Origin of the sequence: Methylobacterium sp. EM32, assembly GCF_040593685.1 — a bacterium.
Lineage (GTDB): Bacteria > Pseudomonadota > Alphaproteobacteria > Rhizobiales > Beijerinckiaceae > Methylobacterium.
Window position 1 is genome coordinate 21820 of sequence record NZ_JBEXZS010000147.1, and the last position, 7215, is coordinate 29034.

Consider the following 7215-nt stretch of genomic DNA (forward strand, 5'->3'; position numbering starts at 1 on the left):
TGCGTCAGGCGGCCGGCGCCACCGGGATGCGGACGAACAGCGTCGTGCCGACGCCCGAGGACGTTTCCAGGGTGAGCGTGCCACCCAGAAGGGTTAAACGCTCGCGGATGCCCGAAAGGCCCAGCCGCGGCTCGACGGACTTGCGCCCGTCGGGTGGAGAGGGGCCGGAGGCGGGCTCGCAGCCGACGCCGTCATCCTCGATGATCACCTGGACCTCGTCAGGGCGGTGATCGAGGCAGACGCTGACGGTGGCCGCCCGCGCGTGCTTCAGGACGTTGGTGAGCGCCTCCTGCACGATCCGGTAGATCGCGCTCTCGACGGCTGCCGGAAGACGCGAGGCCTCGCCGATGAATTCCAGATCGGGCCGGATGCCGTGGCGCTGGCCCCACTCGCCCAGAAGCGTCGCCAGCGCCTCGCGCAGGCCGAGGTCGTCGAGGGCGGTCGGGCGTAGGTCGATGGCGGCGCGGTGGATGTCGCGCCCGACCTCGCCGGCGAGCCGCTGCAGCCACGCGATCTGCCGTTTGGCCTCGGTCGAGGTCCCGTCCGCGGCGAGCAGGCGTTCCAGTCCCTTGAGGCCGAGCGACAGCCCGGTCACCGTCTGCCCGACCTGGTCGTGCAGCTCGCGGGCGATCCGGCGCTGCTCGTTCTCCTGCGCCTCGCCGAGGCGGCGCAGCAGGTCGAGGCGCTCTGCTTCGGCGCGCTTGCGCGGCCCGACATCCGAGACGACGCCATAGACGAGGTCGGCGGGGTCATTCTTCCGAAGCCGGGGCGCACGCCCGGTCAGGCGCACCCACCGCGGCTCCGCGCTCCGTTGCGAGACCCGGAACTCCACGTCGAGGGGCACGCCCTCGGCGAGGCTTCGCCGCAGTTCCGTCACCAACCGCTCGCGGTCGGCGGCGTCGACCGCCAGCAGGGCGATGTCGGCATCCGCCGTCATCTCGCGCCCCTCCGGCACCTCCGCCTCCCAGCCCAGGAGCTCGGCGGCGCGCCGGGAGGCCGTCACGGTCTCCTCGACCGGATCCCATCGCAAGGTGCCGAGTTCCGCCGCCTCGGCGGCGACCGCACCCTGCTCCTCGCTCGACCGCAGGGCGAGGGCGAAGCGCGCCTGCTCGCCCGCCCGGCGCTGGGCCATGTCGCGGCCAACGAGGGCGACCAGCGCGAGGCCGAGGCCGATGCTGAGCACGCTGCCGCCGGCCAGCACGAGGTAGGAGCGCGAGACCGGCGCGTTCAGCGTAGCGGCCGGCAAGCCGAAATGCACCGACCAGCCGCCCGTCTCCGTCAGCGTGCGGTAGACGACCTCGACGTCCGGTCCCTCCAAGGTGGAACCGGTGTAGAAGCCCTGTGGCGCCCGCCGGATGGCGGCCCGCAGGGCGGCGTTGGCCGGGTGGCCGAGTTCCTCCGCCTCGGCCCGGGTGCGGGCGATAGTGTTGCCCTGCGCGTCGACGATGGTCCCGACCCAGCCCTCCGGCGCGCCCGCATCGCGGAGGATCGAGCTGACCGCGTTCGTCGCGAGGCCGACCGAGAGGACGTGGCGGAGCGTTCCGTCGCGGACGACCGGGACCCTCAGCGCGACGAGGCGCTTGCCCGAGATCCGCCCGACCGGTCCGATCCCGCCGACCACCGGCCGCTTCGTCCGTACCACCGCGTCGAAGCTCACGCGGTCGGCGGTGGGGCCGAGCTCGTCGTCGAGGGAGCGGAGCAGGTTGACGACCTGCGCCCCGTCAGGGCCAGCGAGCTCGACGGTCTCCCAGAGCGGGTGCTCCTGCCTCAGACGCTCGGCCTCGGCGTAGAAGGCGGCGAGGTCCGGCCGGTCCAGGCTGGCCGAGGCAGCCTCGGCCCGGAGGACCGCGACCTGGGTCGCGATGTCGGAGGCGACGCGCTCGGCGACGCGGGCCGCGCTCGCCACCGCGGCGCTGCGGGTCAGTCCGCGCTGCTGCTGCGCCATGAGCGTCGCTACCCAGCCGCTGAGCAGCAGCACCGGGATGGCGGCCGCCACCGCGAGCGCGACGACGGTGCGTCCGTTTCCACGATGGATCTCGGGGCGGCCGGCATCGCCGTCGTCAAGCCTTGGGATCATACAGGGGCTATCGGGTGGGCTCGTTCGCGGCGGTCGTCCCGGCCGAGGAGGCCGGTCTTTCCGCGTCCGGACCATCGGCCGAGACCGCAGCATACCGCAAGAGCGCCCCGGCCGAAGGCGCCTCGACCATGCCGGGGTCGGTCGGTGCGCCCGGGCCGGTCAAGGCCAGCCCATCGCCGAGCAGGCGCCGGCCCGACGCGATGACCTGAAGGATCTGGCGGTCGCCCCCTGCGGCCATCGCAGTCCGCTGCAGGTGCCGCAGCCGTTCAATGAGGTTCGGCGGCGGCGCCGCAGGGTCCTGCAGGCCTGCCTCGACCAGGGTGGTCACCACCCGCTCCAGGCGTCCGAAGGCCCGGCCGTCGACACAGTGGGTTCGGTTGCATCCCATCGCCCTCTCCGTTGCCGTCCGGACCGGCGCCGAAGCCCCGCAGGCTCGAGGGCGACGTCCACGATTTAGATCGAGGTTGGGTTAGCCGCCGCGTCCCGGGTCGTGCGGCTCCGGGACGCGACGGCCGGATGGGTGACCCGCTCGGCGAAATCCCACGTCGAACCGTCGTAGCCTTCGTACCAGGCCCGGCGCTCGCGGGAATCCAACGGGTAGTTGCAGGCATCCCGCGGGCGCCCGAGGGCCCTGGCGCGCAAGCCCTGCTTGATGATGTCCATGATCATCGCCACTCTTTCCGCTGTCTCGATGTTGATGACGCAGTTCAGAGTAGCGTCCGGATCATGGCAGGCGACAAGAGGTTTCGCCGAGCCTCGCCGTTCTCACCGACGCCTGTCAGGTTCATCCCGACAGGACCCGCGCACGGGAGTGCTTGAGCGTGGCTCCGCGGTCACGGAGCCACGCGCGACGATCAGGTGTTCCGGTTGTACTTGAACTCGGGCGCGTTCTTGAGGGCGTCCTTGTCGGTGTCGACCATCGCCTTGAGCTTGCCGTCCGCCTTGTGCAGGAAGATCGACGAGGGGTCGACCACCACGTAGCGCTCGCCCATGCCGAGGAAGCCGCCGACGCTGACGACGACGCCGGTGACCGTCTTGCCGTTGTCGATGACGAGGTCCTCGATCTCCCCGACGGTTTCGTTCTTGTTGTTGTAGAGGTTCTTGCCGACGAGCCTGGACGAGGTCACCTCGGCCGGCTTGGCGGTGACGAATTTGATCTTGGCGGTCGCGGTGTCGGCCATGGTCATGCCGCCCGTGTTGCCGGCCGGGGCCGGCATCGCGGCGCCGGCCGGCGGCGACGTCATCGGTGCGGTCTGGGCACCGGCGGGCGGCTGCGCCGCCTTGTCCTGGGCGAGCGCGGGGCCGGCGAGCAGGACGCCGGCGACGAAGGTGGTTACGAGAAGCGTCTTCATGGGTTCGCCTCGGTCATGAGGGAAGGGAGGTCCCGGCGGGACGGGACCGCCAGGATCCGGGTGCGGGTCCGATGGACGAAGGACCTCAGTAGCCGCAGCTGCAGGTAGGCTGGCCGTAGCCGTACCCATAGCCCACCGGGGCGTAGCGGTAGCCGTATCCGTAGCTGCCGTAATAGGCAGGCCTGGCTGCGGCCGCGGCGAGGCCGAGGCCGAGGCCGGCCGCCAGCCCGAGGCCGCGATGGCCGCGACGGTACCCGTAGCCGTAGCGTCCGTAGGGGCGCCCATAGCCGTACCGGGCCCGCGAGAGGCCGTAGCGGCGGTACCCGCCGAAGCGCCGGGTGTGCGGGCGGAAGCCGATCGAACGGTGACCACGGAAACCGTGGCGGAACCCGCCGTGATGGCCGCCGAAGCCGCCATGGTGGAAGCCGTGCCCATGGCCGCGCCCGAATGGCCGGGCCTCGCTCGCTGACGAGAACAGCATCAGGCTCGATGCGGCCGCGAGGGCCAGTGCGAGACGTTTCATCGGTTTCAACTCCGTGATGGTGGTGGCTGACCCTTGCGGGCCACGACCGTGACGGGTTCGACGAGGTGGCCTGTGGCTTGGCCCGCGGGTCGCAGGGTCCTCTCGCGCCGGCCCCTGCAGCGACCGGGCTCCGTGCCTCGGTCTCCTCGCTTGCCGAAGGATCTGTGGCGCCGGGGATGGAGGCGCAGTCGGAGAAGACCGCAATCCTGTCGGGACAAACCTGACACGCCCCTGGACGCGCCTTGGCGGGCGGCTTGCGCCGGCCGGGTTGGTTTACGAAAGCTTAGGCTCGAACCTCCGACCCTTGCTGCGCCAAGGCACGGGCGGCGGTTCCCGGTCCGCCTCAGCCACCGAGACGGGAGAGCGACATGAAGAAGGCCATCGTTCGGACGGCGCGGTTCGCCTGGGGCGGCTGGGTGGGGCCAGGTCCCGTGGCCGGAACGGGCGACGCAGCGGGCGCCACCTTCCCGACGGACGGGTCGATCGAGGATTGGGCACGCCTCGGCGGCGGCCTGGCCTCGACCCATCCCGATCTCCCGTCCGGGCATGGCGGCACCGTCACGGATGAGTACGGCACCGGATATCCCGGTCATGTCGTGCCGCCATCACCCTGACGCCGGCTCGGTCTCGTCGGTCCTGCAGGCCCCATCGACATGCCGACGATGGCGGCGCTGGCCGAGCGCGCTGCCGCGGCCCGGCAACCGGCATGGTGCCACCGCGTGGCTCCTCTCGGCTGCGGGGGGGTCGGGCTGTGTCTGGCCCTTGTCCTTGGCGTTGCCGCCGTCGCCGGGTCCTGAACTCGACGGTCCGTGCGAACCAATTGCGGGGCGCAAACCCACAGGTCCCGGAGCGGACCGCACCAGGACAATCCTTCGTGACCCATTCCACGCTTCGCAAAGGCCGCTGGAGACAGCTCGCCTTCGGGCCTCGCCGCAGCTCGCCACGGACCTCCGACGTGGTCCTGGCGATCGTCGCGATTTCCTCGCTCGCCGGTCTGTGCCTGCTGGCGGCGGCAAACGCGGTCGGCTCCGGGGCCGTGATGCACGGGTGACCGGCATGGTCACCTGCGGGCCTTCCCGGGGCCGTATGACGCGTCACATCGGCCCGTACCCGATCTAGTGTCCTGCGTCTGAAGTTCGTGGCAAAGGCGTTGTGGGATTGCCCCGTTTCTTGGTTCTTGCTCGTTTTGCGTGGATTATGCGTCCAGAACCATGCGGCGCTTCAGGAGGTCGAGGCCTGCCCGTCCGTAGCATTGGCGCTTGATGAGCTTGAGCCTGTTGACCTGGCCTTCCGCCTGGCCGCTACTCCATGGCTCCGTGAGAGCAGCTCGGACGGCAGCGATGTCCGCCTCCAATCCCGAGGCGAACGTCGCGATGGTAGGAGCGTCGCAGCTCCGTGCTTGCGTGATCCAGGCGGCGATGTCCGCTGCGGCTTCCGCATCCTGATCATCGGTGACGGTCTTGCCCTTCCCTGCGGCGCGCACCAGAGCCGTGAAGCGGCCAGCCAGACCCGTGACCGTCCGTGCGGTGTCATCCTGCTCGACGCGTCTCACAACAGCTGCGTCGCTCGCATCCAGCCCCGGGGGTGGCTGGACGAGCAACCACGCCAGCTGCCGTGCGGGCGGCAATGGGGCTTCCGTGCCAGGCTGCTGCGATGCACTGGCCCTCGCACAGAGGGGCTTGCGGCCTGATCGGACCGGTCTCGTCCGGCGCTCGGCGACGAAGCGGTACACCTGCCGGCTCGTCCCTGGGTAGCCCTGCTCCCGGATCTCGCGCCACAGGGCCATCGCGTTCTCGCAGCCCTCGTCGATCCGCTCCGCCAGGTACGCGACGTACGGATCAAGCAGGCTCGGTCCGGCACCATGAGGCAGCCGCGACGGGAACGCTTCGGCGCTCGCATACTTGCGCACCGTCGCACGAGCCAGCCCCATGGCACGGGCGATCCCGAGCAGCGTCTCCCCGCCGGCATGCCGGCGGCGGACCTCGTCGTAGACAGCCTGCCATCGCATCCGGCTCTGTGCCCCCGCTTCCAGTTCCGGCGTACTGCGGGCGAAGGCACGGTCGCGCCGGGCGGGGCGAACGGCCGAGCCAGGGAGGAGTGGAAGGTTCCGCAACCGGGCATGGGCACTATGAAGCCAGCGTTCGACAGCCTGCCGCATGTTGGTGAGCAGGTGCCAGCGATCGGCGACCTGCTTCGCCTGGGGAGCGCCGAGGCTTGTGCCTCGGGCATACTCCGTCGAGCGATCCCGGGCGACGAGTTCGACGCCGGGATGCCGTTCGAGCCAGCCCGCTACCGTGGGTGCCGTGCGATCCGGGAGGAGGTCGATGACGCGGTGACGATCGAGATCGACGACGATCGTGCCGTACCGGCTGCCCTTCCGGATTGCCCAGTCGTCGATCCCGACCCGGATGGGAGCCGGCATGTCGGGCATCGGCATGCGGGTGACGAGCCGCAGCACGGTCGCGCGGCTGGCCGGCATGTGGAGGTGCGCGAGAAGACGCGCGCCGCCTGCACCGCCGCAGGCGAGGCCGACCCTGGCCTGCGCCTCGCCAAGCCGCCGCGTGCGCCGGGCGTGCGGCGCGAGGAGGTCCGTAGGCGTCTGCGCGAAGGTGCGGCGTCGGCAGGTCGGGTTGAGGCAGTAGAACCGCCGCACCTCGATGCGTAGCGTGGTCCGCGATGCCGATAGCGGCAGGTCGGCGGGATGACGGTGATAGCGGCTATGGACGGACCGGCTCGCATGCCCGCAATCAGGGCAGCGGCCGCTGGCTGCGTCCAGCCGCAATGGGATGACGAGGTGATCCTCGTGATGCTCTACGAACCGGGCGACATGGCACGCGGGGATGGCGAGGGGGATATCCATGTCCTCCACGATGGGGAGGGCAGGCCTGCCCATCAGCGGCCCGGGTCAATCCACCGCCATCCACGCAAAACGAGCAAGAACCCCGGAACGGGGCAATCCCAGGTCTGCTAACTCATTCAGAACAGACATCCAAAGCGGCAACCTCCAAAGTCCGGATTGGGTCAAAAGCTCGTACATCGATTGCAGAGGGAGCCCCGCTGGCTACCTCGGCCTGAACCAGTCCGGCGGTCTCTCGGCGCGCCTGTGATCGGCCGGCAAGGCGAGCACCGAGGTCGCCGCGGAGACCGTCCTGACGCTGGCCGTCGACGGTCGGCACGGTCGTCTACGGCGCCGGCAAGCCGGTGACCACGTTCACGACGACCGGCGGGCAGCCCTTCCTCGTCAATCAGGGCGACGTCGTCAC

At 70.6% G+C, this 7215-nt stretch carries 8 protein-coding genes; 2 read left to right on the plus strand and 6 right to left on the minus strand.

Annotated features, from left to right (window positions below; genetic code table 11):
* Positions 1 to 4 precede the first annotated feature (4 nt).
* The 5 genes from ABZT49_RS19890 to ABZT49_RS19910 all read right to left on the minus strand — a co-directional run bounded on the left by ABZT49_RS19890 (position 5) and on the right by ABZT49_RS19910 (position 3952).
* Positions 5 to 2077, minus strand: coding sequence for an ATP-binding protein (locus tag ABZT49_RS19890; protein WP_355288286.1), 2073 nt, complete (start codon positions 2075 to 2077; stop codon positions 5 to 7).
* 7 nt (positions 2078 to 2084) lie between these two features.
* Complete coding sequence (locus ABZT49_RS19895; RefSeq protein ID WP_355288288.1) at positions 2085 to 2405, minus strand: hypothetical protein; 321 nt, start codon at positions 2403 to 2405, stop codon at positions 2085 to 2087.
* A 125-nt stretch (positions 2406 to 2530) separates the two neighbouring features.
* The gene (locus ABZT49_RS19900; protein ID WP_355288290.1) at positions 2531 to 2746 is read right to left on the minus strand and encodes a hypothetical protein; all 216 of its coding nucleotides are present in this window, start codon (positions 2744 to 2746) and stop codon (positions 2531 to 2533) included.
* A gap of 185 nt (positions 2747 to 2931) precedes the next feature.
* Complete coding sequence (locus ABZT49_RS19905; protein ID WP_355288292.1) at positions 2932 to 3429, minus strand: PRC-barrel domain-containing protein; 498 nt, start codon at positions 3427 to 3429, stop codon at positions 2932 to 2934.
* 85 nt (positions 3430 to 3514) lie between these two features.
* A complete protein-coding gene (locus ABZT49_RS19910; RefSeq protein ID WP_355288294.1) occupies positions 3515 to 3952 on the minus strand; it encodes a hypothetical protein in 438 nt (145 codons plus the stop codon).
* A 368-nt stretch (positions 3953 to 4320) separates the two neighbouring features.
* Here ABZT49_RS19910 and ABZT49_RS19915 point away from each other — a divergent pair, with 368 nt between their 5' ends.
* Both ABZT49_RS19915 and ABZT49_RS19920 read left to right on the plus strand, forming a co-directional pair.
* A complete protein-coding gene (locus ABZT49_RS19915; RefSeq protein ID WP_355288296.1) occupies positions 4321 to 4566 on the plus strand; it encodes a hypothetical protein in 246 nt (81 codons plus the stop codon).
* 260 nt (positions 4567 to 4826) lie between these two features.
* On the plus strand, positions 4827 to 5003 hold the full coding sequence (locus ABZT49_RS19920) for a hypothetical protein (RefSeq protein ID WP_355288297.1): 177 nt from the start codon (positions 4827 to 4829) through the stop codon (positions 5001 to 5003).
* Positions 5004 to 5147: 144 nt separating this feature from the next.
* Here ABZT49_RS19920 and ABZT49_RS19925 read toward each other — a convergent pair whose 3' ends face one another.
* On the minus strand, positions 5148 to 6812 hold the full coding sequence (locus ABZT49_RS19925) for an ISL3 family transposase (RefSeq protein ID WP_355288299.1): 1665 nt from the start codon (positions 6810 to 6812) through the stop codon (positions 5148 to 5150).
* Positions 6813 to 7215: the final 403 nt, after the last annotated feature.

Coding starts and splice junctions, on each gene's coding strand:
- ABZT49_RS19905 (WP_355288292.1), bottom strand. CDS start 3,429: ATGAAGACGCTTCTCGTAACCACCTTCGTCGCCGGCGTCCTGCTCGCC.
- ABZT49_RS19890 (WP_355288286.1), bottom strand. CDS start 2,077: ATGATCCCAAGGCTTGACGACGGCGATGCCGGCCGCCCCGAGATCCAT.
- ABZT49_RS19915 (WP_355288296.1), top strand. CDS start 4,321: ATGAAGAAGGCCATCGTTCGGACGGCGCGGTTCGCCTGGGGCGGCTGG.
- ABZT49_RS19900 (WP_355288290.1), bottom strand. CDS start 2,746: ATGATCATGGACATCATCAAGCAGGGCTTGCGCGCCAGGGCCCTCGGG.
- ABZT49_RS19910 (WP_355288294.1), bottom strand. CDS start 3,952: ATGAAACGTCTCGCACTGGCCCTCGCGGCCGCATCGAGCCTGATGCTG.
- ABZT49_RS19925 (WP_355288299.1), bottom strand. CDS start 6,812: ATGGATATCCCCCTCGCCATCCCCGCGTGCCATGTCGCCCGGTTCGTA.